This window comes from Streptomyces coeruleofuscus, assembly GCF_039532725.1.
Taxonomy (GTDB): domain Bacteria; phylum Actinomycetota; class Actinomycetes; order Streptomycetales; family Streptomycetaceae; genus Streptomyces; species Streptomyces coeruleofuscus.
Genome location: NZ_BAAASE010000014.1, coordinates 169,559 through 196,062 on the forward strand (window position 1 = coordinate 169,559; position 26,504 = coordinate 196,062).

Consider the following 26,504-nt stretch of genomic DNA (forward strand, 5'->3'; position numbering starts at 1 on the left):
GGATCAGAGCCGGTACGGCCTGTTGCGCCGGCGCAGGTACCAGACCGTCGCGAGGAGACCGGTCCCGACCAGCGTGCCGCCCGCCACGAGCGTCACGGTGCCGTAGTCCGTGGCGCTCCCGCCGGCCCCGCCCATGACCCCGCGGGACGGTGAGGCCGTGGGGGACGGTGACGGTGACCTCGTGGGGGAGGGAGCGGGGGAGACGACGACGGACTGTGTGCCCGCGGTGGTGCCGTCCGAGCAGATGACGATGACGGTGTACGTCCCCGAGGTGACGTTCGACCAGGCAGCGGACTGACTGGTCGACGTGCCCGACAGGGTCACCTGGCGCCCCTGGGCGAAGCTGCCCTGACTGCTGGTGAGAAGTGAGGCGGTGCCCCAGCTGCCGTTGATCTGGGTGCACGTGCTGGTAGTGACCGACACCGTGGAACCCGTGGTGCTCACGGAGATGCCCGGGCCCGCGGAAGCGGGCACCGCGGCCAGGGCGAAGGGCAGCGCGGCGGCGGCTGCCACGGTCAGGCCGGAGCGGAGAACTGGCGATGAGTTGCGCATGTGGACTGCCCTCCGGCGGCACGGTTGGCGGTACATCCCTTGCGCCGCCGAGGATCGGGGAACGCCCGTGCTGCCTCAGGGGTCAGCCAAAGCGCCACCGGCCCCGGCCGCACGCCGGGTGCCGCCGGGCAGGTGACGGGTTCCCACGGCCGGACCTGCCGTGGAGCGCGTCAGCGCCCCGGACCTGTCGTCACCGTCCGCTCCGCCGAGAAGCCTCCCCAGGTGCCGTCCGGCAGCATCGCCCGCAGCCGGATCCGGTGGCTGACACCGGCGTCCCGTCCCACGTAGAAGCTGTACGTGGCCCGGTCGCGCGGCGCGTCCCCGCCGTACACCAGAGAGGTGGCGGGCCGGCCGTCCAGATGGATCTGGTACTCGGTGACCTCACCGTCCACGCGCGGCGGCACCCAGCTGAGGTCGACGTAGTACGCCCCGTCCGCGCGGTGGCTCGTCGCCCGGAAGCCGGTGGGGGCCGTCGCACGGCCGTCGTCCGTGCCCGGCGTCGTGACACGGACGGCGGGTGTGGCGGGAGAGACGTTCCCGGCCGCGTCCCTGGCCCGGACGGTGAACGAGTAGGCCGTGCCGGGCCGCAGCCCCGTGACCACGGCGGCCGTCTGGGACCCGCTCACGCTGTGGATCTTCGCGTCCCCCTGATGGATGTCGTACGACGCCACGCCACGGTCGTCCCTGGAGGCGGCCCAGGACAGCTGGACCGCCCGGCTGCCGGCCGCCCGGCCGTGCGGCGCCGACGGGCGGGTGGGTGCGGAGCGGTCGTCCGCGACGGCCGCGGGTGTCCTCGCCCGGACCGCCTGGCTGTGCGGACCCGGCCGCCCCTCGGCGTCCCGCGCCCGCACGGTGAAGACATACGGGGTGGAGGGCCGGAGTCCGGTGACGTCAACCATGTGTTTCGAGCCCGGCACTTCCCTGACCTTGGTGGTGCCGCGATACACCTCGTAGACATCGGCCCGGGCGGTCGTGTTCCACATGACGTGCACGCTCGTCGCCGTGCCCGCTGTCGCGGTGACGCCTGTCGGCGCGCCGGGCGGAGCTCCGCCGTGCCCCTCGCCCGTCGCGGTCCGGCCGCAGGAGGCGACCAGGACGAGAGCCGCGCAGAACGCGAGGCGACGGACGTGGGAGGGGAGAGCGGAAAGGCCTCGCACGACACTGCCTCCCGGGGCGGCACTCGGGAATGGTCCGGACCAATATGCGCGGCCGGTGCGCTCACATCAAGAGGGCGGGTGCGGGGAGACCTCTGTGAGGGCGTCACCCACCGCCGTTCGTGACCACCTGGGAGAGTTACGTATGCTGAAGACCTCACGACCGAACTCCTGGCGGACACCGGGGAGTTCGGATCTGTCGCGCGGACCGCTGTCGTCGCAGATCCCGCGCCGGCGCGGGTGACCGGGCAGGCCTGGGTCCTTACGCGGACTCAGGCCCCCGGCGCCTGTCGGAGGTTGGGGCCGTGCACCGTCCGGCCCTCCAGCGGTGGCCGGGTGATCGCCCCCGGGGACAGATTGGGCTGAGTGTCCGTCAGGTTCCCCCAGGAGAGGCTCCCCTATCGTGCGTGTCCAGTCACTCACACTGGCCGCGGCCAGCGCCGCCCTGCTCGCCCCGACGACGCCCCCCGCCGTCACGCCCCAGCCCGTGACGTGGCGCGGGAACCCCGTCAGCGCCGCCGACCTGCTGGCCAAGGTGCGCGACTGCACCCCGGTCTCCCGCGGCCGGTACCGCAGCGACAGCGGCGTACCCGCGAACATCCCCGTCTGCGGCACCCGCGACGCCGTGTTCTGGAAAGCCGACATGGACATCGACTGCGACGGCCGCCCCGGACCCCGCTGCAACCGCCGCACGGACCCGTACTTCTCCGACAGCACCGCCTACGCGCAGTCCGACGGCCGCCCCTTGAGCGCCGAACGCCTCCCCTTCATCGTCGTGCCCGCCCCGAGCCGCATCTGGGACTACCGGGAGCACGGCGTGGGCGGCGGTTCGGTCGTGGCCGTCGTCCACCAGAACCGTGTGGAGTACGCGGTCGTCGGCGACACGGGCCCGCGGGACATCATCGGAGAGGCGTCGTACGCGACCGCCAAGGCCCTCGGTATCCGCACCGACCCGCGGGGCGGCGGCACACCGTCGGGCGTCACCTACATCGTCTTCAAGGATGCCCGCGTGTCCCCCATCGAGGACCACGCGGCGGCCGTGACGACGGGGGAGCGGCTGGCGAGGCAATTCGTCGGCGGGGTAGGCGATTGACGGAGGGTCGGGGAAGCCTCCTTCACCGCTTGGAGACCGGGGCCGCCGGGCACGCCGCTTCCCGGCGCGCCCGGCCCCCGTCTCACACCTTCCGGTACGAGTACGCCTCCGCCGCCGCCGACTCCACCGCCGCGAGGTCGGCCCCGGTGGCCGCCGTGACGACCGCGGCCACGGCTCCCTCCACGAACGGAGCGTCCACCAGCCGTGTCTGCTCCGGGAGTTCGTCGCCCTCCGCGAGCAGCGCCTTCACGGTCAGCACCGCACTGCCCAGATCGGTCAGCACGGCGACGCCGGCACCCCGGTCGACGGACGCGGCCGCCGCGGCGATCAGTTCGGCGCTGGTGCCGAGCCCGCCGCCCTCGGTACCGCCCGCCGGGGCGACGGGCACCGCCGGGCCGCCGCCCGCGAGCCCCTTCGCCAGCTCGGCGACCGACGCGGCCACCTCCGCGCTGTGCGACACCAGCACGATTCCCACGAGCCGCTCGTCACTCACCGGCGGCCTCCGCGAGTCCGGCGACGAGCAGCGCCGCCGACGTGGCACCCGGGTCCTGGTGCCCGATGCTGCGCTCGCCGAGATAGCTCGCCCGGCCCTTGCGCGCCTGCAAGGGCGTCGTCGCCACGGCGCCCTCCTCCGCGGCGGTCCGGGCAGCCGCGAACGAGTCGCCCAGCGCGTCCACCGCGGGCACCAGCGCGTCGATCATGGTTTTGTCGCCCGGCGCGGCACCGCCGAGGGTCATGACCGCGTCCACCCCGGCCCGCAGCGCCTCGGCCAGCTGCTCCGCACTGACCTCGGCGGCATCCCCGAGCGCCTTGCCGGTACGGCGCAGCAGCGTCCCGTACAGCGGCCCCGAGGCGCCGCCGACCGTCGAGATCAGCTGGCGCCCGGCCAGCGTCAGGACCCCGCCGGGCGTGCCGGGAGCCTCCTTCTCCAGGGCCGCCGTCACGGCCGTGAACCCTCGGTGGAGGTTGCTGCCGTGGTCGGCGTCCCCGATGGGGGAGTCGAGGGCGGTGAGCCGTTCCGCCTCGCGGTCCACGGACACGGCGGTCACCGTCATCCAACGGCGGAAGAAATCGGCGTCGAGCACTGGGTCTCCTTGCCTGGTAGGTACGTGGTGGTCCTCTGCCCCTTCCGCGTCACACGCCCCAGCGCAGACCCGGCGTCTTCACCGGCGCGTCCCACAGCCGCAGCATCTCCTCGTCGACCTGGCACAGGGTGAGGGAGGCGCCCGCCATGTCCAGGGAGGTGACGTAGTTGCCCACGAGAACGCGGGCGACGGGGACGCCGCGGGCGGCGAGCACCCGGTGCACCTCGGCGTTGAAGCCGTACAGCTCGAGCAGGGGCGTCGCGCCCATGCCGTTGACGAGGACCAGTACGGGATTGCGCGGCTTCAGGTCCTCCACCACCGCCTCGACGGCGGCCTCGGCGATCTCGCCGGAGGTCATCATCGCCCGCCGCTCCCGGCCGGGTTCGCCGTGGATGCCGATGCCCAACTCCAGCTCGCCGGGCGGCAGATCGAAGGTGGGGCTGCCCTTGGCCGGAGTGCTGCACGCGCTCAGCGCGACACCGAAACTGCGGGAGTTCTCGTTGACCTGCCGGGCGATGGCCTCCACCCGCTCCAGCGGCATGCCCTCGTCGGCGGCGGCGCCCGCGATCTTCTCCACGAACAGGGTCGCGCCGGTACCGCGCCGCCCCGCCGTGTAAAGACTGTCGGTCACCGCCACGTCGTCGTTGACCAGCACCTTCGCGACCTGGATGCCCTCGTCCTCGGCCAGCTCGGCGGCCATGTCGAAGTTGAGCACGTCACCGGTGTAGTTCTTCACGATGAACAGCACCCCGGCCCCGCTGTCCACGGCGGCGGCCGCGCGCAGCATCTGGTCGGGCACCGGGGAGGTGAACACCTCGCCGGGACAGGCCGCCGACAGCATCCCGGGGCCTACGAAACCCCCGTGCAGCGGCTCGTGCCCCGAGCCACCGCCCGAGACCAGCCCCACTTTCCCGGCCACGGGAGCGTCCCGCCGCACGATCACCCGGTTCTCCACGTCCACGGTCAGCTCCGGGTGGGCAGCCGCCAGACCGCGCAGCGCGTCCGCGACCACGGTCTCCGGGACGTTGATCAGCATCTTCACGGGTACCTCCTGGTGAGACTGGTACGTGCGCCTCTGGCCTTCATCCTCGCAGCCCGGCTCAGGCTTGACCAGTTGTCGATCTTGGCGTTTCCCGGCCGTCGACAGCGGGTCGCGGCGGTACTGATGCCGACTCGACGCCGACCCTGCCGACGGGTCGTCAGGTAGCCGAGGCACCGGTTGCCTTGACGTCTTCTTGACGGGCCCCGGCATGCAGACCCCCATGAACACTGCCGGGAACCGGCAATGCGCGGCCCGGGCCGGATCGTGCAGCATGGCTCGCGGGGAGCACGGCGGATCGCCTTGGTGCCGGACACCGGCAGGTGCCCGGCACCAAGGCCCCGAACGACCGGGCATCGCCGGAGACGACCGAGATGCGCCGCGGGGGAGAGGGGGACCATGAGATGCGCACCCTTCTGGCAGCGGCCGCGGGCCCGCCCACGATCCTGCTGACCGCCGCGCTCGTCGTGGTCGTCTGCTTCTGGCTCCTCGCGGCCGTGGGTGTCACCGACGTCGGGAGCTTCGACGCGGACGTGGATCTCCGGGCCTGGCGCATGGACGGGGTGCCCGTGACGGTGGCCTTCTCCCTGCTGACCGTGCTCGCCTGGTCCCTGAGCGTCGGAGCGGCGGTTCTGTTCGCCGTGTTCGCGGTCCCGGGACCGGTCGCCGGGATGCTGCACCTGGTCGTACCCGTGGGGGCGACGCTCGTAGCCTGGGGTGCGACGTGTCTGATCGTGCGTCCGCTGCACCGCCTCTTCCCGGATGAACCCGGGCCGTCCGTACGGGCGGACCACGCCGTCTGAGCCGCGGCGTCGCCGGAACACGGCTCCGGCCCTTTCTGCCTCTCCTTTCGGCACTCCCTTGCTTTCGACTTCCGCGTCGTCGCCCGGCTGTTCCCAAGGTGGAGCAGGGCAAGGCGCTGATCGTCTCCAAGATGCGCAAGGTCGACGTGACCTTCACCGGGCAGGTCGTGCTGCCCGTGCTGCACAAGGCCGAGGTGATGGACATCTCGGTGAAGACCATCGAGATCACCCGGGTCGGCAAGGAGGGCCTGATCTGCCGGGACAACATCCGCGCGGACATCCGGATCTTGAACTCGACGGCCGTCTGAAGTCCGCCCGTCAGCAGGCGCTGCGAGCCCTGCGCGACCGGACCGACCCTGGCGGAGATGCGCGGCACCCTCACCAGTGAACAGGCGCTGCGCTGGAGCGAAGGCGGCGCACGTACCACCACCCTCGGGGTGCTCGCCGACCGGATCGCGGCCGTGGAGACGGCTATCAACCGCGCGGCCGACCCACGCAATCTGATGGCCGACCCCCTCGCCCGCCACGCGGTCCGCCCGCCGGGCCCGGCGAACGGGGAACAGTGAGGTGCCGCGCGGACGTCCCGCCTGCCTCCCCTCGGCAGGCGAGTCGACCTTGACACGTGCTACGGCCGCACTCCGACGCTCTCATCATTGCCGGAACCCGGCAGAGAGGAAAAGATGTCAAGGACGCAACAACGGGGGGAGTTCCATGACAGGTCAGCACGTGTCCGAGGGGTACGGCAAGTACCTGGACGGATACGCCGGCCTCCTCGGAGACGCCTCCGCGACGGGCCGCCGGCTGACGCGGGAGGAACTGGACTCGCGCCGCGCGCTGGGTGAGAAGGCAGCGGAGGCCGGTATCGGACTGCGTGCCCTGGTCGCCGCCCACATGGCCGAGGCCCGGGCGAACTGGCCGACCGGGAACGGTGTTTGCGTGGACGGTGTGCTCGCGGCCGCCGCCCAGGCCATGGACGCGTTCGCCGAGGGCTACGAGCGGGCCCAGCGGCACGCCGTACGCCAGGAGGAAGCCGCCCGCCGGGAGTTCATCGACGACCTGCTGTACGGCCGCAGCGACCTGGGCCGGCTGGCCCAGCGCGCCGAGCGCTACGGGCTGCGCCTGTCGTACGAGCACGCGGTCGCCGTGGCGCGCGGCACGACCGCCTACGACGAGGGAGATCCGGCCCCCCGGGAGGTGGAGCGCGCGCTGATCAGCCGGTTCGGTGACCGCAGCATCCTGCTCACCACCAAGGACGGACGGCTCGTGTGCATCGCCCCCGGCGACCAGAACGAGGTTCTCGCGTACTTCGCGAAGCAGGCGTTCGCCGCCACGGGCGGGGGACAGGTGGCGATCGGCCGCCCCCAGCCCGGCGCGGCAGGCGTCGCCCACTCGTACGAAGAGGCCCTGAACGCACTTGAACTCGCCGAACGACTGGAACTCGACGAGCCGGTGCTGCGCGCCGCCGACCTCCTCGTCTATCCGGTCCTCACCCGCGACCGGCAGGCCATGGCCGACCTGGTGCACAGTGCTCTCGGCCCGCTGCGTCAGGCCCGCGGCGGCGCCCAGCCGCTCCTGGACACCCTCACCGCGTACTTCGATTCCGGCTGCGTGTCCGCGGAGGCGGCGCGGCGGCTGTCGCTGAGCGTGCGGGCCTTCACCTATCGCCTGGAACGCATCCACAAGCTCACCGGAGCCGATCCGTCCGACCCGGTCCACCGCTATACGCTGCAGACCGCGGTGATCGGGGCCCGGTTGCTGGACTGGCCGGCGGAATCCTTCTGAGCGGTGACCTGCAGCAGGACTCTTACGAGAGTCTGACGCGACCGCCGTTCCGCATCGGCGCGCCCGTTCCCTCCGCCCACTCGCGGGGCCCTCGCCATCGCCGGGGCGGCCACGGTGGCTGTCTCCCTGGCCTCGGCCGGTCAGTACTCCGGTACCGCTGCCGGGGCCGACCACGTCGTCTTCGTCCAAGGCAACGAGTTGGACGGCAACAGCATCCACGCCTTCGCGCGGGGTGACGACGGCAGCCTGAAACCCGCGGGGGACCTACGGGACCGGCGGCAAGGGCGGTGACAAGGCGTCTACGACGACGCCTCGGGGAGGCTGCTGGCGGTCAACGCGGGCAGCAACACGGTGGCGTCGTTCCGGGTGGAGGGACAGCGGCTCGAGGACCGGCAAGTCGTGGCGTCCGGTGGGGAGTTCCCGGCCAGTGGCGCGGTGCACGACAAGGTCGCGTACGTGATCTTCGACCGGAGCGGGAAGCGCATGCTGGTCGCCGAGGCGGAGAAGTCCACGGTCACCACGTACCAGGTGAAGCGCGACGGAAGGCTGAAGGTCCTCCAGGAGCCGCTCGCCAATGTTCAGGAGATCCTGTGCATGGACAAGCACGGCACGCTGAGCCTGACCAACGAGGTGGGCATCGCCGCGGTCTGACGAGGGCGGGGTGTCAGGGCCTGTTCGCCGGACGGCCCACGAGGAACGCGACGAGCGCGCCGGCCAGCGCCGCCCATGCCAAGGCCACCGCCCCGGCCTGTGACCAGCCCGTCACGGCGACGGCCACGGCCGCTACGAGCCCGGCGGCCACGGCAGGCCCGCTCGTCGCGCACGCCCACTGCCGACGGACGCTGCCCGGCCGGCGCAGCTCGCCGATCGCGGCCCTGATCATCAGCGCGGCGACCACCACGACCACGGGCAGCAGCGACCCGGCGCCGGTCATGATGCTGCGCGGGCCACGTCAGCCGTCGCCCGTGGCACCGGCGTGCCCAGAGCCGGTCCGTTGGTAGATGTCGGGGATGCCGTCGGCGTCGTCATCGCGTGTCTCCTCTTCCCCGCCGGTCAGCGGGGCAACAGTGAAACCGATCCCGGCGACCACCGCCAGGCCCAGCACCACCCCCAGCGGCTCCAGCCCGGCAAGTCTGTGACGTCTGCCTGGGGTAAGGATCTTCGCGTTGTGGGTAAAACGGACGCAAAAGACCCTTCCTGGGCCGTACCGCTGAGAGGGGGCGCGCGATGGATCCATGGCTGATCTGGTTGATCATCGCGGGCGTATTGGCTGTGGCGGAGATCTTCACCCTGACCGCCGCGCTGGGGATGCTGAGCGCGGCGGCGCTGGTCACGGCGGGTTCCGCCGCGGTCGGACTTCCCTTGCCTTTCCAGTTCCTGGTCTTCACCGCCGTGGCAACAGTCACCCTGCTGTTCCTGCGTCCCGTCGCGCTGCGCCACGTGCTCAAGCCCCAAGCGGCACGGTTCGGCGTGGACGCCCTCGTCGGCAAGGGTGCCTATGTCGTCTCGGAGGTGACGGGCCTGGGCGGCAGGGTTCGTATCGACGGTGAGGAATGGACGGCCCGCGCCCTGGACGAGACCCAGGTGATTCCTGCCGGAAAGACCGTCGACGTCATACAGATCAGTGGCGCCACCGCCATCGTCTACCCACGGGACTGATGACCATGGAAGCCTCGGCGTTCTTGATTGCCGGCCTGATCGTCGCGCTGTTCGCGGTTTTCACCGTGGTGCGGGCGGTCCGTATCGTTCCCCAGGCCCGTGCTCGCAATGTCGAGCGACTCGGCCGCTACCACCGGACCCTGAATCCCGGCCTCAGCCTCGTCATTCCGTACATCGACCGGGTTCATCCGGTGATCGACCTCCGGGAACAGGTCGTCTCCTTCAAACCGCAGCCGGTCATCACCGAGGACAATCTGGTCGTCGAGATCGACACCGTCCTCTATTTCCAGGTCACCGATCCGCGAGCGGCCTTCTACGAGATCGCGAATTTCCTTCAGGCGGTCGAGCAGCTGACCGTCACCACGTTGCGCAATGTCGTGGGATCCATGGACCTGGAGAAGACTCTCACCTCGCGCGACACGATCAACAGCCAGCTCCGCGGTGTCCTGGACGAGGCCACCGGGAAGTGGGGGCTGAGGGTCAACCGGGTGGAGATCAAGGCCATCGACCCTCCGCAGTCCATCAAGGACGCGATGCAGAAGCAGATGCGAGCCGAGCGGGACAAGCGAGCCGCGATCCTCGGGGCCGAAGGGCAGCGTCAGTCGCAGATTCTCACCGCCGAAGGCGACAAGCAGGCCGCCGTCCTGCGCGCGGAGGGCAACCGTACTGCCGCGATCCTCCAGGCCGAGGGCCAGTCCCGGGCCATCGACGAGGTGTTCCAGGCAGTGCACCGCAACGACCCCGACCCCAAGCTGCTCGCCTGGCAGTACCTCCAGACGCTGCCCCAACTGGCGCAGGGAGCGGGCAGCACGTTCTGGGTGATCCCCAGTGAGGTCACCTCCGCACTCCAGGGGGTGTCCCGCGCCTTCAGCGAGGCACTGCCCCCGTCGCCGGCCACCCGCGAGAAGCCCACGGACGACATGGATGCCCAGGCCGCCGACGACACGGCGCAGGCAGCGCAGGCCGCTGCCGCGGCCCTCGCCGACGCGGCCAAGGCCGATCGCACCAGCCCCGGATCTCTCCCTTCCCAGCCCCCCGGCTGACAGCGGCCGGGGGTGTGACGAAGGGGCAGGGGACGCCCGTGGCCACGGCCCCGGCCGGGGCCGTGGCCGGTCGGGGAATCACGCCATGCTGCTTTCCGTACCGATCAGGTCGGTGACGGCCCGTATGCCGCCTTCGGCGAGAGCGGCGCGCTGCCTGTCCGCTCCGGTCCCGTTCTGGAGAAGCCGGTGGACCAGGGCCGTCACCTGCCGGGTCGCGCCGGACGCCTCCAGTGCCGGTGCGACGTGCCGCAGGAGCTGGTAGAGCACGTCGCCGGCCCGCCGTGGCCGGCCGCTCGGGCAGACCAAGGTGTCGCCCAGCCCGTGCCGGGCGGCATGCCACAGAGCCACCTGGAGAAGCTCCGGCGCGCAGTCGGGCACGGGCGCCCCGGCGACCGTTTCCGCGATGGCCGTGTCCACGAGCGCGTGGGTCATGCCGGCGAGCATGACCGCGTCGTCCGCGCGCAGTTGAACGTCCAGGCTCCGCACCTCGACGGTGGGGTACCGGGCCGACAGGCGGGCCTGCCAGTACAACTGCCCGGTGTCCGAGATCACGCCGCTCTCCAGCAGTCGCGTCACGCGCCGGTCGTAGTCGTCCACGTCACGGAAGAACGGGGGCCCGCCGCTGACCGGCCAGCGGCCGAAGATCACGGTGCGCCAGCTGGCGAAGCCGGTGTCGTGGCCGTCCCAGAGCGGGGAGTTCGCCGACATGGCCGTCAGGGTCGGCAGCCAGACCCGGATCCGGTTCAGCACCTGAACGCCCGTCTCGCGGCTGGGCACGGCCACGTGCACGTGCATGCCGTTGACCAGCTGTTCCGCCACCAGTTGGGGCGCCTGCGTGAGCATGGCCCGGTAACGGGCCTGGTCGGTGACGGCCACCGGGTGACGATGACGCAGCGGAGGCGTCCCGCAGGCGGCGATCCGGCAGCCGTGTGCTTCGGCCGCCGCTCCGATGGCGTGCCGCAGCCGCAGCAGATGTCCCCCCGCCTCCTCCAATGTGTCGCACACCGGCGTGGCCACCTCGACCTGCGCCTGGAGCAGCTCGCACTGCACCTCTTGGTCGGCCACGAGATGCGCCAGACCCGCCGCGGCGCGCACCTTGTCGGCCAGCGGTACCGGCAGCCCGGTAACCGGGTCGAGGAGCAGGTACTCCTCTTCCACACCGATCGTCGTCATCGGTCACCCTCTGTTCTGCCCCGTCACCGGGACCGGATCACGCGGCGTCGGCCGGACGCTGCCGGCCGGACGCTCGCGCGTGCCCCGAGTGCCGCGGCCACGGCAGGACAAACCCTGGCAAACCAATAGTGCGGTGACACGGCCGTGCCGGGTACTCGTTCCGCCGCGGAGGCGGGCAGGAGGTGCCCGGCTCGGGCAGACGTGAGGAGGTACGGGATGGGACTGCGCGATCACGTGGTGGTGGTGACCGGAGCGTCCAGCGGGATCGGACGGGCCACGGCGGAGGCGTTCGCGCGCAAGGGCTGCGCCGTGGTGCTGGCCGCGCGACGCGAGGAGGCGCTGGAGGCGGCGGCCCACGCGTGTGCGAAGCACCGCGGGGCACGGACACTGGTCGTGCCGACCGACATGACGGACGCCAAGGCGGTCGAGGACCTGGCGCGGCGTGCCGTGCAGGAGTTCGGCCGCATCGACGTCTGGGTCAACAACGCGGCCGTCAACGCCTTCGGCCGCTTCGAGGACGTACCGCTTGAGGACTTCCGCAAGGTCCTGGACGTCAACGTCATGGGCTACGTGCACGGGGCCCGGGCGGCTCTGCGAGTGATGCGGGAGCAGGGCGCGGGCACGTTGATCAACATCGCGTCCATCGTGGGTGCCGTGGCGCAGCCGTACAGCCACCCGTACGGCATGTCCAAGCACGCGGTCCGCGGACTCGGCTCCAGCCTCCGGCAGCAGCTCCGGGTGGAGGGTGTGAAGGGCATCGAGGTGTGCACGGTGCTGCCCGCGACCATCGACACACCGCATTTCCAGCAGGCCGCCAACTACACCGGGCGCAAGGTCGTGGCCATGCCGCCCGTGTACAGCCCCGAGCGCGTCGCCCGGGCCGTCGTGCGACTCGTCCGCCGGCCACATCGCGAAGTAGTGGTCGGCCCCGCGGGCCGCGCACTGGTGCGCCAGGCCCGGATGGCACCCGGGCTCGCGGAGCGGGCCATGGCACGGCAGACCGACAAGACCCACCTGTCCCGCGACGAGGAGGCCCCGGCCACGCACGGAACACTGCACGTACCGGCCGAGGGGGAGGGGTCGGTGCACGGCGGCTGGGGTGGCCGACGGCGCACCGCGCTGCGCAGGACGGCCGTCGCCGCAGCGCTGGCGGGAGCGGCCGTGGCCGCCGGGCGGCGGGCGACGCACGGCCCGGCGGGCGCCTGACGGGTCGGCGCGGGGGCGCCGAGTACGGGCCCCCGCGCCTGTCGTGGCCGGGCGGTACGCCCCGGTCGCCCGTCTCAGCCGTGGCTTCCCAGGCGGGCACTGGTCGTCTCCATGATGGTCGTCCCCATGGTTGCCGTCCTCGCCAAGCAGTCTGTCCGGGCCGCGAGCAGGACCGTCGTGCCGGACGGAATCGGTTCTACGGCGTCACGGCCGTGGGTTCGTGCGCTGCCACCGGGGACGTGCGTCCTGACCACGGCGCCCGGCGACCGAGGCGCACCGCGGGCACTGGCGCCGGACGCGGTCTGCGGCACCGCCGGACTCCGGGAAGGTGTCCGGCCAGGTGACGTGCGGGAAGCGGACCAGCCGGGAGCGGCTGAGGGACAGGCCGCAGACGGTCTGGTTCAGCCCTGGTTCCCAGGCGTGCACCTCGCCGGACGGCAGGCGGCGCCGGCCTTCCTCCTCGTCGGTCCACTGTCCGGACGCCGCGACGGCGTACTGCTTGACGCGTGCCATGGCGTGCGCTCCCGGATCAGCCGGCCGTGTGGTCGACGCGCAGCCGCACCTGCTCCTCCAGGCGCTGAAGGCTGGTGTCCAGGGCGTCGCGGACCATCGTCTCGCCGGGGTCGTGGCTGTCGTCGAAGAACGACAAGTGCACCGTCACCTCACTGGCGCCGCCGCCGATCCCGGCGACCTGGAGCCAGCCCGTGTAGCTGCCCTGGTCGCGGGTGCCCCATTCGAGCCGCATCTGGTCGCGCTGGGCACGCAGCAGGGCGGAGGTGTCCTCGTCCGTGCGGTCCTCGTGCACGGTGACCGCGGGCAGCTCCTCGGCCTCGACGTGCAGGGCCTCCGGCAGCCAGGTGTCCAACTGGCCGATGTTCGCGGCCTGGTCGAAGACCTGCTCCGGCTGTGCGGGCATCGTGCGGGAACGTTCGTACTCGGTCATCGCGGCACCGGCCTCGCTTCGGGTTGGTTCAGCGCACCGCGTTCCCGGCAGGCCCGGCCGTAATCCTCCGGGCCCGTTTGCCGTCGGTGCCGGTGGGGACCCGGCTGAGCATGAGCGCAACGCCACGTCGTCGGCCGGTCGGGCAGAACCGGGTGCTGTGGCTGCTGGACCGCCTGGAGCGGGAGCCTCGGGCCGACACGGTGATCGACTTGCTCCGCAGGGGTGTGCGGGCCCTGCCGCTGGGGCGCGGCCGGGATCTGCTGCACGGCAGGTGGCTGGGGCATCCGGTGCATCCGCTGATGGTGCAGGTGCCGATCGGCAGCTGGCTGTCGGCGGCCGTCCTGGACCTGCGGCCCGGCCGCTCCCGCGAGTCGGGGGTGCTGGTCGGCGTCGGTCTGGCCGCCGCCGCGCCCACGGCCCTGGCGGGCTGGGTCGACTGGGCGGACCTGCACCGTCAGCAGCAGCGCGTCGGACTGGCGCACGCGCTGAGCAACTTCACGGCCGTCGGTCTGTACGCCGCCTCGCTCACCTGCCGGGTCAAGGGACGTGAAGCGGCGGGCCGGGCGTACGGCTTTCTGGGGCTGACGGCGGTCGGACTCGGCGGCATGCTGGGCGGCCACCTGGCCTACCGGCAGGCGTCCGGCGCCAACCACGCCGAAGAGGTTCCGCACGTCGTCACGGAAGGCTGGCACCGGATCGGCACCGTGGACGAGTTCCCGGCGGGCCAGCCGGTGCGGCGCAGCGTCGACGATGTGCCGGTGCTGGTGGTACGCGAACCCGGTGGGGTGGTCCACGCGCTGGCCGAGCGGTGCAGTCACCTCGCGGGACCGCTCTCCGAGGGCACCGTCGCCGACGGTTGCGTCCGGTGCCCGTGGCACGGCAGCGTCTTCCGCCTCGCCGACGGCTGGAACGTCCGCGGCCCGGCCACCGCTCCTCAGCCCGCCTTCGAAACCCGGATCACCGGCGGCCACGTCGAGGTACGCCTGCACCACCAGGACGAGGGAGATCATGAGGGGAACGACCGGGATCTGGTCGGACACGGCAGCGGAACGCGACCAGGTGCCGCACGTGGACACGGCGACAGTGACTGACAGCCGCTTCGCACGGCGGCTCCAGGAGCTCCTCCAGCGCACCCGGCGGACGTATGAGGCGGGGCATGAACGACCGTTGGGCGGCTATCTCGCGGCCATGGCGGGCTTCGCGGCGTACACGGCGGCCTGGACGACCGCGGTACGGCGCGACGGGCGCCCGCTGCCCGAGCGGCCCGAGCCGTGGGACGTGGTGCTGACCTCGGTGGCCACGTTCCGGCTCAGCCGGCTGCTGAGCAAGGCATCGGTGACCAGCCCGCTGCGGGCTCCCTTCACGAGGTACGTCGGCCCGCAGGGCCCCGCCGAACTGCACGAGGAGGCTCGCCCCGAACACGGCAAGCACACCGTCGGCGAACTCGCGACCTGCCCGTTCTGCATGAGCGTCTGGGTCGCCACGACTCTGACCGCCGGCCAGTTCCTCTGGCCCCGCCCGACCCGCATCGCCATGGGCACGCTCACGGCCCTGGCCGGCGCGGACGCGCTGCAACTCGGGTACAGCGCGCTGATGACCAGGGCGACGGCGGCCGACTGACCGCGGGACCGGAATTTTTGCAGAGCCTGCATTTTTGCGTACCATGCAGCCATGACGGAGGGGAACCCGGCCGGTGTCGGGCTGCGTGAGCGCAAGAAGCGGGCGACCCGCGCTGCCCTGGTGGCGGCCGCGGTGCGGCTGGCGGCGGAGCACGGGGCGGAGAACGTCACCGTCGACGCGATCAGCGAGGCAGCCGGGGTGTCCGCGCGGACGTTCTTCAACTACTTCGACTCCCGTGACGACGTCTTCGTCATGATCGGCGCCGACGCGAGTGCGAGGGTCCGGCACGCGGTACGGGCGGCGCCCACCGAAAAGTCCCCGCTGGAGGCCCTGCGCGACGCCATGGCGGCCGAGCTGGCGGAAATCGAGCAGCAGCAGGACCTGTGGCGCCTGCACTCCGAGGTGCTGCGCCGCTCACCGCACCTGCTCGCGCGCAGTCTCGGCGCCCACATGGCCGATGAACTCGCCCTGGCCGAAGCGCTCGCCGAGCGCGTCGGCGCCGGCTCGCCGCTCTTCTCCGAGGACCGCGCGGGGCCCGGGTCGCCGGACGACGAACGGAGGAGGCGGGCGCTGGGCCTCTATCCGCGTCTGCTCGCCGCTGTCGGCATCGCGGCCGTCCGGGTCGCCGTCGAGCACTGGTGCGTCCGGCAGGACGAACTCGCCTTCGTGGACGTCTTCCGGGAGACGTTCGAGCAACTCGCAGCGGGGCTTCCGGCCCCGTCACCGGCGGGACCGACCGGTCGGGCAGGCCGGTAGGCAGCCGCCGCTCATCGCTCCGGGACCCAGGTCCGTCCCGGCCCTTTCTCCAAGAGCCCCAGGTTTTCGGACGGTTCGCGCGCCGCGGTCGTGTGCTGCGCGAGTCGCCCGCCGTCAACACCGTGAAAGAGACGATGTGAATTCTTCAGCGGCGCCCGTAGAGGCGTCACCGTCCTCCATGTCCAACCGGCAGATACTCCAGGCGATGTCGGGGCTGATGGCGGGCATGTTCGTCGCCATCCTGGCCGGCACCGTGGTGTCCAACGCGCTGCCCCGGATCATCGCCGACCTCGGGGCCAGCCAGTCCTCCTACACCTGGGTCGTCACCGCCGAGCTGCTGGCCATGACGGCGACCGTGCCGCTGTGGGGCAAGCTGTCCGACCTCTACAACAAGAAGCTGCTGCTCCAGCTCTCCTTGGGCCTGTTCGTCGTCGGCTCGCTGCTGGCGGGCTTCTCCCGTGACGTGGAACTGCTCATCTTCAGCCGTGTGGCCCAGGGCATCGGTGCCGGTGGTCTCACGGCACTGGCGCAGGTCGTGATGGCGGCGATCATCCCGCCGCGCAGGCTGGGCAAGTACGCGGGAATCTTCGGAGCCGTGTTCGCCGTGGGCACCGTGGCCGGACCGCTGATCGGCGGCGTCCTGGTGGACACCTCGTGGCTCGGCTGGCGCTGGTGCTTCTTCATCGGCGTGCCCTTCGCCCTGCTCGCCATCGCCCTGCTCCAGCGCACGCTGCACCTGCCCACCGTCCGCCGCGAGGCGAAGATCGACTACCTGGGCGCCTTCCTCATCGTCGCGGGTGTCTGCGCGCTGCTGATCTGGGTGACCCTCGCCGGGAACGAGTTCGACTGGGCGTCGTGGCAGACCGCCGCACTGACCGGCGGGGGAGTGGTGCTGCTGGTCCTCGCGGTCCTCGTCGAGGCGAAGGTCGCCGAGCCGGTCATTCCGCTCGGTATCTTCCGCAACCGCACCGTGGCGCTGACCACCGTCGCCAGCCTCCTCGTCGGTGTGGCCATGTTCGGCGGCACGGTCTTCCTGTCGCAGTACTTCCAGGTCTCCCTCGGCAAGTCCCCGACGATCGCGGGTCTGATGAGCCTGCCCATGATCCTCGGCCTGCTGGTCTCCTCCACCGTCGCGGGGCAGATCATCAGCGCGACCGGCCGGTGGAAGGTGTACCTCGTCGTGGGCGCCGTCACGATGACCGTCGGTCTCGGGCTGCTCTCCACGATCGGGGCGGACACCCACTTCGGTCTCCTCAGCGTCTACATGGCGGTCATGGGCATCGGTGTCGGCATGCTGATGCAGAACCTGGTGCTGGCCGCGCAGAACGACGTCCCGGCGGCCGAACTGGGCGCCGCCACCTCGGTGTTGTCCTTCTTCCGCAGCATGGGGGGCACCATCGGGACCAGCGTGCTCGGCGCGATCCTGGCCAACCGTGTCACCTCCGAGATGACCAAGAGCCTGAAGGACGCCGGTGGTGCCGTCGAAGGCGGGGGCCAGGCCGGGCACGGGGGAGTGCCCGACATGAGCGCCCTCCCGGCGCCGATGCGGGAGATCGTGGAGCACGCCTACGGGGTCGCGACCGCCGAACTCTTCCTCGTCGCCACCCCGTTCGCGGCGCTCGCGCTGATCGCCGTGGTGTTCATCAAGGAGAAGCCGCTGAAGAACACCAGCGGCATGGAGCGGCTCTCCGAGGAGTCGGCGGACGCCGGCCGGAAGGTCGCGGGCGGCTCCCTCCCACGCGTCGACGCGGACGCCTGACGAGAACCAGGGCCGCCGACAGGGCACGTGTCCCCTTCCGGCGGCCCTTTTCGCGGCTCAGGCCACGGCGGGGGTGCGGAACTGCGCCGAGAGGAGACGCCCGACCGGCGACACCAGAGCAGTCAGGGGCGACAGAACGTCCTCCTCCGCGGCCAGTGAGCCCACCACGTCGTCGGCGGCGATCGGCACGGCGTCGAACTCCACGCTGCCGCCGGCCGCGAGCCGCTGCCCGAAAGGGTCGGTGTCGCCGTCGATCACCACGTCCGGAAGGGCGGGATGACAGCTGAGCAGTTGACCTATCGCGCCGTCGGCCGCGGCGATCTCCCGGACCACCGCGTACGCCGTGGGCCGGTCCGCGCCGCCGCCGTCCCCGAGCCCAGCCGGTACGAGAAGCGTCAGCAGTCCCGACTCCCGCAGCCGTGACACCTCGTCGAACGGGGGGCTTGCCCGCCTGGTCTCTGGCCACCGCGTCCGTGGAGGTCTCCTGCGCGCTGGGACGCCGGACGCGGTCACGATCTGACCGCATCCCGTGCGACGGTGATCGGGCAAGCCGCCCGGACCTCTCGACCACGGGTCGGCACACGACTCGAAGGCCGAGGTGCTCCGTTGACCGTTCTCGATGCCCGGGCGCTCAACCGCGCCACCCTCGCACGGCAGCTGCTTCTCGACCGCGCCGACCTGCCGGTGTTCGACGCCGTCGCCCACCTGTGCGGTCTCCAGGCGCAGGAACCGCAGGAACCGTTCATCGGGCTCTGGTCCCGGCTGCGGGCGTTCGAACCGACGGCGCTGTCGGAACTGCTCACCGGGCGGCGTGTGGTGCGGACCCATCTCATGCGCCGCACCGTCCACCTCGTCACCGCCGACGACCTTTTGGCCTGGCGGGCCCGCCACGACGCGATGCTGCGCCAGCGGGTGCTCGGGACGTACCGCCGCGAGCTGGAGGGGGTGGACCTCGGTGAACTCGCGGCGGCGGGGCGGGAGGTCATGGCCGACGGCGAACCCCGCTCGATGGGCGACCTCGCGCGCGCCGTCGCTGACCGCTGGCCGGCGGCGGGGCACCGGCCACTGGGCGAGATGCTGGTCGCCGGCCTGCTCCCCATGGTGCAGCTACCTCCGCGCGGGCTGTGGCGCACGACGGCGGGAGTGCGCTACGCCCTGGTCTCTTCCTGGCTGGGGCGCGAGATCGACCCGCCGGTCCCGGACGACTCCGACCCCGTGGGGCAGACGCTGGTACGGCGTTACCTGGCCGCGTTCGGACCCGCCGCCTCGGCCGACCTGCGCGCCTGGTGTGGCCTGGCGGGACTGCCGGCCGCGGTCTCCGCCCTGCGCGAGGAACTCGTCGCCTTCCGCGACGAGCGCGGCCGTGAACTGCTGGACCTCCCGGACGCGCCCCGCCCCGACCCCGACGCCCCCGCGCCGGTGCGGTTCCTGCCGGCGTTCGACAACGCGATCCTCGGCTACCACGACCGCGGCCGGATCATCGACGACGCCCACCGCGGCCTGTCGGTCGAAGGCGCCCGCGTCGTCCTGGTCGACGGCCGGGTCGCGGCGACCTGGACCGTCGAGGCGGACACCGTCCTGGTCACCCCGTTGCGCCGCTTCTCCCGAGCCGACCGCGGCTCCGTCGCCGAGGAAGGGCGGGCGCTGGCGTCCTTCCTGTCCGGTGACGAGAGCGACCGGGTGCGGATCTCCGCGTCCTCGGGCTGAGCCACACGCCGACAAGGGCGCGGTTCAGGCGCACACTGGAAGGGTGCTGCCGGTGCTCATGAGGGGGTGTCGGCCGATGGAGACGTCAGAGCGTGTGACCGTGCGGTGGTGGCGGTGGCGCCACAACGCGCTCAAGCGGCGTATCGACGTCGTCGAAGCCTGGGTCGTGCTGGCCGGCTGGGTGTTCGCCCTGCTCGGCGGTGTGGGCGCGGGCCTGATGGCGGCGGGCGCGGTCGATCGGGCCGTCGAACGGCAGCGGGCCGAGACACGACAGGTCTCGGCGGTCACCGTCGAGAACGCGCCGGGCCCCTCACCGGCCCGCGCGGCGAGCGACCACCGGGTGTGGGCCAAGGTGCGGTGGACCACGCCGGACGGCTCGACGCACACGGACGAGGCGCGGGTGCCGCCCAGGACTCCCGCCCGGAGCACGATCCCCGTGTGGGTGAACAGGAGCGGTGACATCACGACCTCACCGGTGTCCGAGGGCGAGGCCTGGCTGCACACGACCATGGGCGGCGGGCTGGCGGGAGCCCTCGCGGGCGGCGTGGTACTGGGCGCCGCCTGGCTGACACGACTGTGCCTGGACCGCCGGCGCATGGCGCAGTGGGACGCGGAATGGGAACGGATCGACACGAGGCGCGGCTGGAAGACGGGCTGACCGGACACCGGCCGTGACGCCCGCGCGGCGGCTTCCGCCCGGCTGGGCACGGGTGCGGCCCGCGCTGCCGCCGACGGGGTCGCTCGCGCACCGCGCCTTCGCATGGCGGGCAGGGGGGTGCGGCGTACGCCGTCTGTTGGCGGGGCCCTTCACGCGCCGAACCTCTGCACGTCGGGCCGGGGCATAGCTGTACCCCGTCGGCCGGCGGCTCTTTCGCGCGGTGGCAGGGAGGTCGGCCATGCGCTGCCGACCGGCGCGGTCGCTGGTGCACCGTGCCTTCGCAGGCCCGTGAGGAGCGCACGGCCGCGGGCCGCCGGCCGGCGGGGCCTTGGACGGATCCGCGCCGGGCTCCACAGGGCGCGGGCACGGGAGCGGAGCCGTGCGCCGTCGGCTGGGCGGCGGCACGGCGGCCGGCACGGCGGGCACGGCGTCCGGCACCTCCGGCACGGCTTACGGATCTGCCGCGCGCCGCGCTTCCCCACAGCGGGCGGGGGTCGCTGGCTGGCGGATCCGCGCCGGATTCCGCAGGGCGCGGGCACGGCAGTGCGGCCGTACGCCCTCAGGCGCCGCCGGGTCTGCCGAGTGCCGCGCTTCAGGAGGCCCAGGCGGACCTGTCAGGCCATCGCCTCGCCGTCAGTCGTACGGCACGCGAGCGGCGCGTCCGTGTACAGGGACGCCGTCGGCACACCGGTCGGCGCCCCGGCCAGGCTGGGGCCGGTCGGTCAGGTGCGGCCGACGATGTCCTGGTCGTCGATGGTCTCGTGGGCGCCCGGTGGAGCGGATGCCGTGTTTCCGCGGGACGTGGCGTTCCTCCGGCGCAGTCGCCCGGTCAGGGCGGTGGCCACGGGCTCGGTGTAGCGGGCGGTCAGGGGGCCGAGGAGGACCAGGATGAGGACATAGGACGTGGCCAGGGGGCCGAGGGAGGGCTCGATGCCGGCCGTGACGGCGAGCCCGGCGATGACGATGGAGAACTCGCCGCGGGCCACGAGCGTGCCGCCGGCGCGCCAGCGGCCCTTGGGCCCGATCCCGGCGCGGCGCGCGGCCCAGTAGCCGGTGGCGATCTTCGTCGCGGTGGTGACGGCCGCCAGGGCGAGGGCGGGCAGCAGTACGGGCGGGATGCTGGCGGGATCGGTGTGCAGGCCGAAGAAGACGAAGAACACCGCGGCGAACAGGTCACGCAGCGGCGCGAGCAGGCTCGTCGCGCCCTCGGCGACCTCACCGGACAGCGCGATGCCCACCAGGAAGGCGCCCACGGCCGCGGACACCTGGAGCTGCTGCGCGAGCCCGGCGACCACCAGGGTCACGCCGAGCACCACCAGCAGCAGCTTCTCGGGGTCGTCGCTGGAGACGAAGCGGGAGACGTGGCGTCCGTAGCGCACCGCGAGGACGAGCACGAGCGTGGCCACGCCCAGGGCGATGGCCAGCGTGACCGCGCCCGCGGCCAGGCCCACCCCGGCCAGCAGGGCCGTGACGATCGGCAGGTAGACCGCCATGGAGAGGTCCTCTAGGACCAGGATGCTCAGGATGGCCGGGGTCTCGCGGTTGCCGAGCCGCCCCAGCTCGCCCAGGACCTTGGCGATGACGCCGGAGGACGAGACCCAGGTGACGCCCGCCAGCACGACGGCGGCGACCGGCCCCCAGCCGAGCAGCAGCGCGAGCACCGCACCGGGAAGGGCGTTGAGGACGGCGTCGACGACCCCGGCCGGATAGTGGGTCTTGAGGTTGGAGACGAGGTCCGTGGCCGTGTACTCGAGGCCCAGCATGAGCAGCAGCAGGATGACGCCGATCTCGGCACCGATCGCGACGAAGTCCTCGCTGGCGACCAGCGGCAGCAGTCCGCCCTCGCCGAAGGCCAGCCCGGCCAGCAGGTAGAGAGGGATCGGCGAGAAGCTGAAGCGCCCGGCGAGGCGGCCGAGCAGCCCGAGCCCGAGGATGAGGCAGCCGAACTCGATCAGGAAGACCGCGGAGGAGTGCACGGCGGGTCACTCCCGCCCGAGTATCGCGGCGGCCGCCTCCACGCCCTCGCGGGTCCCGATGACGATGAGCGTGTCACCGCCGGCGAGCCGGAAGTCCGGCGCGGGGGAGGGTATCGCCTCGGCCCGGCGCAGCACCGCAACGATGGACGCGCCCGTGTCGGTGCGGATCCGGGACTCGCCCAGCAGCCGGCCGTTCCAGTGCGAGGAGCCGGACAGCTCGATCCGCTCGGCGACGAGCCCCAGGTCGGTCGTGGACAGCAGGTTCGGCGTGTGGTGCGCGGGCATCAGCGCGTCGATGAGCGTCGCCGCCTCCTCCGCCGTCAGACGCACCGACAGGTCGCAGGCGTCCGGGTCGTCCTTGCGGTACGCGCTGATCGTCCGGTGGCCGTCGCGGTGGGCGACCACGGACAGCCGGCGGCTGTCCCGGGTCGTCAGGTCGTAGCGGACACCGATGCCCGGCAACGGCGTACTGCTGAGGCGTGGCGCGCTCATGTCTGTCCCCCTTCCGTCGGCGTGCGTGTTCCTGAGACTCGCCTGCGGGGGCCGCGCCCGGACGAGCGCCCAGATCCGGCCTGTGGCCTCATCCTAGGCGGCCGGGCGGGACCGTACCCGTCGTGTGTGTGCTACCTGGAGGGCACCGGGACAGCGGATCCGGACGGGAAGGGAGTGGCCGTGGACTGCCTCGCGGTCGCCCCCTCCACCTGCCGCACGGTGCCCGTCCCCGGCCGGGTGCCCGTGCCCGCGCCGGCGGACAACTGGGACCAGGCGCCCAGCGCGAGAGCCACGGCGGCGGCGGTGGCGACGACACGTCCCACGCGCCGGGCCCTGGCACGGCGGTCCAGGTCGCGCCAGGCCACGCGGACCCGCAGGTCCTCCGGCTGCCACAGGTCACCGACGGTGTGCGGGGGTTGAGGCCGCCGTCCCGCCGCCCGCTCCCTCGCGGAAGGCTCCCTGGGGGCGGAGGCGCGTATGGCGTGCTCGCTGTCCGTGAGGAACCTCAGCCACACGTCGTCCGGGACCGGGGGAGTGCCGTCCGGCTCGTCGGGAGTCCCCCGTCCGCCGCCCGGTCCTTCGGTGGTCACGTCCCGTCATCTCCTCTCCGACCATCGGCCTGATCACTGCGCAAGCCGAGATCAGTATGCCGCCCGGTACACGAAGCCGCCCCCCAACGGGTGTCAGACGGCGGCGGGTGCTTCTCCTTACGGCACCCCGAGTTCGAAGAGCACGTAGCCCGCGTACGACCCGGAGGCCAGCGCGGCCGTGCCCAGCACGGCGCCGAGGGACGGCCAGTTGAGCCGGCGCATGGCCAGGGCGAGCGGGATGAACAGCGGGAAGAGCGGGAGCAGATAGCGCGAGACGTTGCCGAAGATCTGCTGGGTGGTCATCACCATGAGGTACGACAGAAACGTGTAGACGACAAGCACGGCGGGCGGTCTCAGACGCACCAGCAGCACGGTCAGCACCGGCACCGTCAGCACCACGCAGACACCGATGACGTCCAGGAAGGGCATCGCGAAGAGATAGTCGAAGTGCCCGACCGGGATGGACGTCAGCACGTTGAACGAGTGGACTCCCCAGTCGAACTTGTGGGCCCAGGCGCCGTCCTGGAGCTTGGAGTAGCCGTTGATGTCGCCCATGCGGTAGTTGACCCAGGCGAGGTAGCAGAACAGACCCAGCGGGGCGATCGCCACGGCGGTCAGCGGACGCCTGATCCCCTCCGCACGCCGGACCCCGTCCGGCCGCCGGCGCAGGGACAGCAGCGCGGCGACGGCGAGGGCGGCGACCAGCGCGACGGCGGTGGGCCGGCAGAGCCCGGCCGCGCAGGTCAGCAGCCCGGCGGTGAGCCAGCGGCGGGACAAGACGGCATGGCAGGCCCATGCGGCCAGGGCCGTGTAGAGGGACTCCGAGTAGCCCGACCACTCCGTGCCCGAACCGGGCCAGACGGCCCACAGCCCGGCCGCGACCAGCCCGGCCCGGTGACCGCCCAGCTGTTTCGTCACGGCGAAGATGCCGAGCGCGGCGACGAACGACGCGATGACGGAGACCGTCATGCCGGCGCCGTACAGGCCGAGTCCGGTGCACTCCGAGACCAGCCGCATCAACGTCGGGTACAGCGGGAAGAACGCCGCCGAGTTGCCCTCCAGGGTGATCAGGCCCGTCGCCCCGGGGACCGGTTCCAGGGCCGGGTCGTATCCGTGCTGGGCGATCTGCTGGTACCACCAGCCGTCCCAGCTGGCCAGGACGTCCCAGGCATGTTCGCCGCCGCCGAACCGCGGGTTCTTCTTCCGGAAGTCGCCCGCGGAGTCCAGCAGGTACATGAAAACGGCGAACCCGGCCAGCTTCAGCACGCCGTACGTCAGCAGCACGGGTCCGTACCGCACGGCGGCCCGGCGCAGCCGCGGGCGGAACTCCCGGGAGCCGCGGGGGGCTTCGGGGGAGTCGAGGCCGGACGGCGATCGACGCAGCTCGACGGTGCTCATGAGGATCCTGTCGTACGGCGAGGGGGACGGGCGTCGTGGCGGGCGGGGAAGACCCAGGCCCGGAAGAGGAGGAAGCGCAGCAGCGTCGCGGCCAGGTTGGCGGCGACGAGCGTCACGAGTTCGAGCCGGTGGCCGGCCCCGGGGACCGCGTGGTGGAGGGCGGCCAGTGAACCGCTGGTGAGCGCCAGCCCGACCAGGAAGGCCGCGAGCCCCTTGAGGTGGTGGCGCAGCGCGCCGCCACGGCCCCGCACCCCGAAGGTGATGCGCCGGTTGGCGGCGGTGTTGGCGACGGCGCTGGCCAGCAGGGCGAGCGCGTTGGCGGCCTGCGCTCCCGTGACCGGCCGGAGTGCGGTGTAGAGGAGCAGGTAGCACAGGGTGCTGGCGATCCCGACGGCGGCGAAGCGCACCACCTGCCGGGCCAGGCCCGCCGGAAGCTCCCCGGCGAGGTCGCCGCCGCTGCGGCGCAGCGCGGACAGCGGCAGCCGGCCGCAGGCCAGGGCCCGGCCGAGCCTGGCCATGCCGCGCAGGTCGGCCAGCGCCGTGGACAGGATGTGCACCCGGCTGTCCGGGTCGTCCACCCAGTCCACCGGCACCTCGTGGATCCGCAGTCCCGCCCGCTCGGCGATGACCAGCAACTCGGTGTCGAAGAACCACTCGCGGTCCTCCACCAGCGGCAGCAGCCGCTCGGCGACGTCCCGCCGCACCGCCTTGAATCCGCACTGCGCGTCGGAGAAACCCACGGCGAGCGTGGAGCGCAGCAGACCGTTGTAGCAGCGGGAGATGATCTCCCGCTTCGGCCCGCGCACCACCCGCGAACCGCGCGCCAGCCGGGTGCCGATGGCGATGTCCGAGTGGCCGGATATCAGCGGCGCGACCAGGGGCAGCAGCGCCGCGAGGTCCGTGGACAGGTCCACGTCGAGATACGCCAGCACCGGGGCGCCCGAGCGCGACCAGGCGGCGTGCAGCGCACGGCCGCGCCCCTTCTCGGCCAGCCGGATCCAGTCCGTGCCGGGCAGCTCCGAGGCGAGCCGGGCCGCGATGCACGGGGTCCGGTCGGTGCTGGCGTTGTCGGCGATGGTGATCCGGAAGGGGTAGGGGAAGGTCTCGGTGAGGTGCGCGTGCAGGCGCCGGACGCAGGGCTCCAGGTCGTTCTCCTCGTTGAACACGGGGACGACGACGTCGAGGACGGGGTCCGGGTGGTGCGCGGGCAGCGGGGCCCGGCGCGGCAGCGCGGACAGCTCGGTTGGCGGGCGGTCGATCAGGGCCGGCCGCCGTGCGGTTCTCATGGCTGTTTCACGGTCTCTTTCTGGCGCCGGACGTACCCGAGCGCCGGTTCCGGGCATGCCGAAGGCGCCCGTGGCGGTGGTGCGGTGACGGGGTGCGGGGCACTGAAGCCCATGACGGGAAGGGCCGCGGCTCAGGCGGCGCCCTCGACGGGCAGGGCCGCTCAGGCGGCCGCGCCCCTGACGTATGGCCGCTCAGGCGGCTACTCGGTGGCCGATGCGGAAGGCTCCTGCGTCTCCTCCAGGGGGGACGGCGGAGCCGTCGTGGGCGTCGGGGAAGGGGGCGGCGTGGGGGGTGCCGACGTGGTCCGGGTCTCGGAGGGCGTGGCGGTCGGCGTGGGGCTGATCGTCGTACTCGGGTCCCCGGGAAGCGTGCTGACGCCGGTCGTGGTCGCCGGCGCGGACGGCTCCGGCTCGGTCGGAGTCGTGGTGGGGTCCGGGGAGTCGAATGTGGGCCCGCCGTCCTGCGAGGGGGTCGGGCTCGTCGCGGGTTGCGGCCGGTGATCGGCGGGCTGGGCCCTGGTGAGCATGTTCGGCAGCAGGGCGAGTCCGACGCTGAGACCGGCCACGGCCACGGCGGAGCCGCCCGCCTTCCACAGCAGCCGCGCCCTGCGGCGGGAGCGGATGCCCGCGTGCAGCCGCTGCCGGTGTTCGGGCTCGTAGGGGGTGTGCTGCTGGGTGTCGCGCAGCAGCCGCGACAGGTCCCGCTCGAAGTCGTCCATCGCTTCTCCCT

Annotated in this window: 31 protein-coding genes and 2 pseudogenes; 16 read left to right on the forward strand and 17 right to left on the reverse strand. The window is 72.5% G+C overall.

Annotation, left to right across the window (positions count from 1 at the left end; genetic code table 11):
• Positions 1-3 precede the first annotated feature (3 nt).
• Together ABFX81_RS37795 and ABFX81_RS37800 are read right to left on the reverse strand one after the other, a co-directional pair.
• The gene (locus ABFX81_RS37795) at positions 4-552 is read right to left on the reverse strand and encodes a hypothetical protein (RefSeq protein ID WP_346139339.1); all 549 of its coding nucleotides are present in this window, start codon (positions 550-552) and stop codon (positions 4-6) included.
• A gap of 170 nt (positions 553-722) precedes the next feature.
• A complete protein-coding gene (locus tag ABFX81_RS37800; RefSeq protein ID WP_086844808.1) occupies positions 723-1,709 on the reverse strand; it encodes a fibronectin type III domain-containing protein in 987 nt (328 codons plus the stop codon).
• 400 nt (positions 1,710-2,109) lie between these two features.
• On the opposite strand from ABFX81_RS37800, the gene ABFX81_RS37805 reads away from it, so the two are divergent.
• On the forward strand, positions 2,110-2,799 hold the full coding sequence (locus tag ABFX81_RS37805) for a glycoside hydrolase family 75 protein (protein ID WP_086844810.1): 690 nt from the start codon (positions 2,110-2,112) through the stop codon (positions 2,797-2,799).
• An 82-nt stretch (positions 2,800-2,881) separates the two neighbouring features.
• On the opposite strand, the gene ABFX81_RS37810 is transcribed toward ABFX81_RS37805, so the two are convergent.
• Genes ABFX81_RS37810 through dhaK form a run of 3 tightly spaced genes read right to left on the reverse strand, consistent with a single transcriptional unit; the run spans position 2,882 to position 4,926 of the window.
• Positions 2,882-3,292: a PTS sugar transporter subunit IIA domain-containing protein gene (locus ABFX81_RS37810; RefSeq protein ID WP_086844812.1), complete on the reverse strand. Its 411-nt coding sequence runs from the start codon at positions 3,290-3,292 to the stop codon at positions 2,882-2,884.
• A complete protein-coding gene (gene dhaL / locus ABFX81_RS37815; protein WP_086844814.1) occupies positions 3,285-3,884 on the reverse strand; it encodes a dihydroxyacetone kinase subunit DhaL in 600 nt (199 codons plus the stop codon). Before dhaL ends, ABFX81_RS37810 begins: the two co-directional genes overlap by 8 nt.
• A 49-nt stretch (positions 3,885-3,933) precedes the next feature.
• Positions 3,934-4,926 carry a dihydroxyacetone kinase subunit DhaK gene (dhaK, locus tag ABFX81_RS37820; RefSeq protein ID WP_086844816.1) on the reverse strand — a complete coding sequence of 331 codons (993 nt, stop codon included), beginning with the start codon at positions 4,924-4,926 and terminating at the stop codon, positions 3,934-3,936.
• A gap of 401 nt (positions 4,927-5,327) precedes the next feature.
• On the opposite strand from dhaK, the gene ABFX81_RS37825 reads away from it, so the two are divergent.
• From ABFX81_RS37825 to ABFX81_RS37850, 6 genes and pseudogenes are all read left to right on the forward strand, one after another.
• Positions 5,328-5,726 (forward strand): hypothetical protein, encoded by a 399-nt coding sequence (locus tag ABFX81_RS37825; protein WP_086844831.1) that lies wholly within the window; start codon positions 5,328-5,330, stop codon positions 5,724-5,726.
• A 95-nt stretch (positions 5,727-5,821) separates the two neighbouring features.
• Positions 5,822-6,013: pseudogene (locus ABFX81_RS37830) on the forward strand (hypothetical protein); the annotation flags it as partial.
• A 78-nt stretch (positions 6,014-6,091) separates the two neighbouring features.
• Positions 6,092-6,292 carry a hypothetical protein gene (locus tag ABFX81_RS37835; protein ID WP_346139340.1) on the forward strand — a complete coding sequence of 67 codons (201 nt, stop codon included), beginning with the start codon at positions 6,092-6,094 and terminating at the stop codon, positions 6,290-6,292.
• Positions 6,293-6,437: 145 nt separating this feature from the next.
• The gene (locus ABFX81_RS37840; protein ID WP_086844818.1) at positions 6,438-7,508 is read left to right on the forward strand and encodes a helix-turn-helix domain-containing protein; all 1,071 of its coding nucleotides are present in this window, start codon (positions 6,438-6,440) and stop codon (positions 7,506-7,508) included.
• A 114-nt stretch (positions 7,509-7,622) separates the two neighbouring features.
• On the forward strand, positions 7,623-7,799 hold the full coding sequence (locus ABFX81_RS37845; RefSeq protein WP_346139341.1) for a hypothetical protein: 177 nt from the start codon (positions 7,623-7,625) through the stop codon (positions 7,797-7,799).
• Positions 7,800-7,907: 108 nt separating this feature from the next.
• The gene (locus ABFX81_RS37850; RefSeq protein ID WP_346139342.1) at positions 7,908-8,159 is read left to right on the forward strand and encodes a hypothetical protein; all 252 of its coding nucleotides are present in this window, start codon (positions 7,908-7,910) and stop codon (positions 8,157-8,159) included.
• Between the two features lie 13 nt (positions 8,160-8,172).
• Here ABFX81_RS37850 and ABFX81_RS37855 read toward each other — a convergent pair whose 3' ends face one another.
• Both ABFX81_RS37855 and ABFX81_RS37860 read right to left on the reverse strand, forming a co-directional pair.
• Positions 8,173-8,442, reverse strand: a complete 270-nt coding sequence (locus tag ABFX81_RS37855) for a hypothetical protein (protein WP_086844820.1) — start codon at positions 8,440-8,442, stop codon at positions 8,173-8,175.
• Positions 8,443-8,460: 18 nt separating this feature from the next.
• Positions 8,461-8,616, reverse strand: coding sequence for a hypothetical protein (locus tag ABFX81_RS37860; protein WP_346139343.1), 156 nt, complete (start codon positions 8,614-8,616; stop codon positions 8,461-8,463).
• A gap of 119 nt (positions 8,617-8,735) precedes the next feature.
• Here ABFX81_RS37860 and ABFX81_RS37865 point away from each other — a divergent pair, with 119 nt between their 5' ends.
• Positions 8,736-9,167, forward strand: a complete 432-nt coding sequence (locus ABFX81_RS37865) for an NfeD family protein (protein ID WP_086844823.1) — start codon at positions 8,736-8,738, stop codon at positions 9,165-9,167.
• 5 nt (positions 9,168-9,172) lie between these two features.
• On the forward strand, positions 9,173-10,210 hold the full coding sequence (locus tag ABFX81_RS37870) for an SPFH domain-containing protein (protein WP_346139367.1): 1,038 nt from the start codon (positions 9,173-9,175) through the stop codon (positions 10,208-10,210).
• 78 nt (positions 10,211-10,288) lie between these two features.
• Here the strand turns inward: ABFX81_RS37870 and ABFX81_RS37875 are convergent, their stop codons facing one another.
• Positions 10,289-11,383, reverse strand: coding sequence for a glutamate--cysteine ligase (locus ABFX81_RS37875; RefSeq protein ID WP_086844827.1), 1,095 nt, complete (start codon positions 11,381-11,383; stop codon positions 10,289-10,291).
• Positions 11,384-11,599: 216 nt separating this feature from the next.
• Here ABFX81_RS37875 and ABFX81_RS37880 point away from each other — a divergent pair, with 216 nt between their 5' ends.
• Positions 11,600-12,589 (forward strand): SDR family oxidoreductase, encoded by a 990-nt coding sequence (locus ABFX81_RS37880; protein ID WP_086844829.1) that lies wholly within the window; start codon positions 11,600-11,602, stop codon positions 12,587-12,589.
• 204 nt (positions 12,590-12,793) lie between these two features.
• Here the strand turns inward: ABFX81_RS37880 and ABFX81_RS37885 are convergent, their stop codons facing one another.
• Both ABFX81_RS37885 and ABFX81_RS37890 read right to left on the reverse strand, forming a co-directional pair.
• Positions 12,794-13,102, reverse strand: coding sequence for a hypothetical protein (locus ABFX81_RS37885; protein ID WP_059419924.1), 309 nt, complete (start codon positions 13,100-13,102; stop codon positions 12,794-12,796).
• Between the two features lie 16 nt (positions 13,103-13,118).
• Positions 13,119-13,532, reverse strand: coding sequence for an SRPBCC family protein (locus tag ABFX81_RS37890; RefSeq protein WP_086855569.1), 414 nt, complete (start codon positions 13,530-13,532; stop codon positions 13,119-13,121).
• 110 nt (positions 13,533-13,642) lie between these two features.
• Between ABFX81_RS37890 and ABFX81_RS37895 the strand changes: the two genes are divergently transcribed.
• From ABFX81_RS37895 to ABFX81_RS37910, 4 genes are all read left to right on the forward strand, one after another.
• Entirely contained in the window at positions 13,643-14,623 is a 981-nt protein-coding gene (locus tag ABFX81_RS37895) for a Rieske 2Fe-2S domain-containing protein (RefSeq protein ID WP_086855568.1), read from the forward strand.
• Between the two features lie 76 nt (positions 14,624-14,699).
• Positions 14,700-15,152, forward strand: coding sequence for a DUF1360 domain-containing protein (locus tag ABFX81_RS37900; protein ID WP_346139368.1), 453 nt, complete (start codon positions 14,700-14,702; stop codon positions 15,150-15,152).
• 51 nt (positions 15,153-15,203) lie between these two features.
• Complete coding sequence (locus ABFX81_RS37905; RefSeq protein WP_086855566.1) at positions 15,204-15,908, forward strand: TetR family transcriptional regulator; 705 nt, start codon at positions 15,204-15,206, stop codon at positions 15,906-15,908.
• A 178-nt stretch (positions 15,909-16,086) separates the two neighbouring features.
• A complete protein-coding gene (locus ABFX81_RS37910; RefSeq protein WP_346139344.1) occupies positions 16,087-17,667 on the forward strand; it encodes an MDR family MFS transporter in 1,581 nt (526 codons plus the stop codon).
• Positions 17,668-17,742: 75 nt separating this feature from the next.
• On the opposite strand, the pseudogene ABFX81_RS37915 reads toward ABFX81_RS37910, so the two are convergent.
• Positions 17,743-18,193, reverse strand: a pseudogene (locus ABFX81_RS37915) (acyl-CoA dehydrogenase family protein); the annotation flags it as partial.
• Positions 18,194-18,273: 80 nt separating this feature from the next.
• Here ABFX81_RS37915 and ABFX81_RS37920 point away from each other — a divergent pair.
• A complete protein-coding gene (locus ABFX81_RS37920) occupies positions 18,274-19,374 on the forward strand; it encodes a winged helix DNA-binding domain-containing protein (protein ID WP_346139345.1) in 1,101 nt (366 codons plus the stop codon).
• Between the two features lie 76 nt (positions 19,375-19,450).
• On the forward strand, positions 19,451-20,032 hold the full coding sequence (locus tag ABFX81_RS37925) for an Rv1733c family protein (protein ID WP_346139346.1): 582 nt from the start codon (positions 19,451-19,453) through the stop codon (positions 20,030-20,032).
• Between the two features lie 722 nt (positions 20,033-20,754).
• Here the strand turns inward: ABFX81_RS37925 and ABFX81_RS37930 are convergent.
• The 6 genes from ABFX81_RS37930 to ABFX81_RS37955 form a co-directional block, all read right to left on the reverse strand.
• Positions 20,755-22,008: a cation:proton antiporter domain-containing protein gene (locus ABFX81_RS37930; RefSeq protein WP_086852086.1), complete on the reverse strand. Its 1,254-nt coding sequence runs from the start codon at positions 22,006-22,008 to the stop codon at positions 20,755-20,757.
• A gap of 6 nt (positions 22,009-22,014) precedes the next feature.
• Positions 22,015-22,500 (reverse strand): cation:proton antiporter regulatory subunit, encoded by a 486-nt coding sequence (locus ABFX81_RS37935; RefSeq protein ID WP_059423030.1) that lies wholly within the window; start codon positions 22,498-22,500, stop codon positions 22,015-22,017.
• 131 nt (positions 22,501-22,631) lie between these two features.
• Positions 22,632-23,090, reverse strand: a complete 459-nt coding sequence (locus tag ABFX81_RS37940) for a hypothetical protein (RefSeq protein WP_086852089.1) — start codon at positions 23,088-23,090, stop codon at positions 22,632-22,634.
• A 117-nt stretch (positions 23,091-23,207) separates the two neighbouring features.
• Complete coding sequence (locus tag ABFX81_RS37945) at positions 23,208-24,488, reverse strand: hypothetical protein (RefSeq protein ID WP_346139347.1); 1,281 nt, start codon at positions 24,486-24,488, stop codon at positions 23,208-23,210.
• The gene (locus tag ABFX81_RS37950) at positions 24,485-25,774 is read right to left on the reverse strand and encodes a bifunctional glycosyltransferase family 2/GtrA family protein (protein ID WP_346139348.1); all 1,290 of its coding nucleotides are present in this window, start codon (positions 25,772-25,774) and stop codon (positions 24,485-24,487) included. The genes ABFX81_RS37945 and ABFX81_RS37950 overlap by 4 nt, the downstream gene beginning before the upstream one ends.
• Before the next feature lie 200 nt (positions 25,775-25,974).
• Positions 25,975-26,493: a cellulase gene (locus ABFX81_RS37955; RefSeq protein WP_346139349.1), complete on the reverse strand. Its 519-nt coding sequence runs from the start codon at positions 26,491-26,493 to the stop codon at positions 25,975-25,977.
• Between the last annotated feature and the right edge of the window lie 11 nt (positions 26,494-26,504).

Excerpts from the sequence above, each read along its gene's own strand:
- ABFX81_RS37895 (WP_086855568.1), top strand. The coding sequence starts at position 13,643 with ATGAGCGCAACGCCACGTCGTCGGCCGGTCGGGCAGAACCGGGTGCTG.
- ABFX81_RS37945 (WP_346139347.1), bottom strand. The coding sequence starts at position 24,488 with ATGAGCACCGTCGAGCTGCGTCGATCGCCGTCCGGCCTCGACTCCCCC.
- ABFX81_RS37905 (WP_086855566.1), top strand. The coding sequence starts at position 15,204 with ATGACGGAGGGGAACCCGGCCGGTGTCGGGCTGCGTGAGCGCAAGAAG.
- ABFX81_RS37885 (WP_059419924.1), bottom strand. The coding sequence starts at position 13,102 with ATGGCACGCGTCAAGCAGTACGCCGTCGCGGCGTCCGGACAGTGGACC.
- ABFX81_RS37935 (WP_059423030.1), bottom strand. The coding sequence starts at position 22,500 with ATGAGCGCGCCACGCCTCAGCAGTACGCCGTTGCCGGGCATCGGTGTC.
- ABFX81_RS37840 (WP_086844818.1), top strand. The coding sequence starts at position 6,438 with ATGACAGGTCAGCACGTGTCCGAGGGGTACGGCAAGTACCTGGACGGA.
- ABFX81_RS37835 (WP_346139340.1), top strand. The coding sequence starts at position 6,092 with ATGCGCGGCACCCTCACCAGTGAACAGGCGCTGCGCTGGAGCGAAGGC.
- ABFX81_RS37955 (WP_346139349.1), bottom strand. The coding sequence starts at position 26,493 with ATGGACGACTTCGAGCGGGACCTGTCGCGGCTGCTGCGCGACACCCAG.
- ABFX81_RS37880 (WP_086844829.1), top strand. The coding sequence starts at position 11,600 with ATGGGACTGCGCGATCACGTGGTGGTGGTGACCGGAGCGTCCAGCGGG.
- ABFX81_RS37925 (WP_346139346.1), top strand. The coding sequence starts at position 19,451 with ATGGAGACGTCAGAGCGTGTGACCGTGCGGTGGTGGCGGTGGCGCCAC.
- ABFX81_RS37795 (WP_346139339.1), bottom strand. The coding sequence starts at position 552 with ATGCGCAACTCATCGCCAGTTCTCCGCTCCGGCCTGACCGTGGCAGCC.
- ABFX81_RS37910 (WP_346139344.1), top strand. The coding sequence starts at position 16,087 with ATGTCCAACCGGCAGATACTCCAGGCGATGTCGGGGCTGATGGCGGGC.
- ABFX81_RS37870 (WP_346139367.1), top strand. The coding sequence starts at position 9,173 with ATGGAAGCCTCGGCGTTCTTGATTGCCGGCCTGATCGTCGCGCTGTTC.
- ABFX81_RS37890 (WP_086855569.1), bottom strand. The coding sequence starts at position 13,532 with ATGACCGAGTACGAACGTTCCCGCACGATGCCCGCACAGCCGGAGCAG.
- ABFX81_RS37825 (WP_086844831.1), top strand. The coding sequence starts at position 5,328 with ATGCGCACCCTTCTGGCAGCGGCCGCGGGCCCGCCCACGATCCTGCTG.
- ABFX81_RS37875 (WP_086844827.1), bottom strand. The coding sequence starts at position 11,383 with ATGACGACGATCGGTGTGGAAGAGGAGTACCTGCTCCTCGACCCGGTT.
- ABFX81_RS37855 (WP_086844820.1), bottom strand. The coding sequence starts at position 8,442 with ATGACCGGCGCCGGGTCGCTGCTGCCCGTGGTCGTGGTGGTCGCCGCG.
- ABFX81_RS37865 (WP_086844823.1), top strand. The coding sequence starts at position 8,736 with ATGGATCCATGGCTGATCTGGTTGATCATCGCGGGCGTATTGGCTGTG.
- ABFX81_RS37950 (WP_346139348.1), bottom strand. The coding sequence starts at position 25,774 with ATGAGAACCGCACGGCGGCCGGCCCTGATCGACCGCCCGCCAACCGAG.